Origin of the sequence: Halomonas sp. SIMBA_159 (assembly GCF_046536035.1) — a bacterium.
Classification (GTDB): domain Bacteria; phylum Pseudomonadota; class Gammaproteobacteria; order Pseudomonadales; family Halomonadaceae; genus Vreelandella; species Vreelandella venusta_A.
In genome coordinates this window covers 1-276 of sequence record NZ_JAWJBT010000462.1, presented here as the reverse complement: position 1 = coordinate 276, position 276 = coordinate 1, and the positions used below count along the sequence as shown (strand labels likewise).

At 73.9% G+C, this 276-nt stretch carries 1 protein-coding gene; it reads right to left on the bottom strand.

The features are described 5' to 3' along the window. Positions 1-74: 74 nt before the first annotated feature. The coding region (locus R0J87_RS20025; protein WP_498888441.1) for a hypothetical protein at positions 75-276 on the bottom strand (202 nt) is incomplete at its 5' end.

The following is a 276-nucleotide window of genomic DNA, read 5'->3' as shown; positions in this document are numbered from 1 at the left end:
CCAGGCTCGTGGGTCGCAGAGCTCCCTCGATCGCGAGCTCGGTGTCGTCGGACGGCTCGGCGGCGTCGCGGACGTCAGACACGCGCCGGCCCCAGCAATGCCAGAGTGCGGCGAAGCAGCGGCGCCACCGCGGCCCGCTCTGCATCCGACGCCTCGGCGGCCGTCTGCGCAGCCGCCTCCGCGGCGACCTTCTCGGACCAGCCGAGGCCGACGAGCGCGGCGGTGACCTGATCCACGACATCGACCGGGACGTTCGCAGCAGGCTTCGAGGGCGAG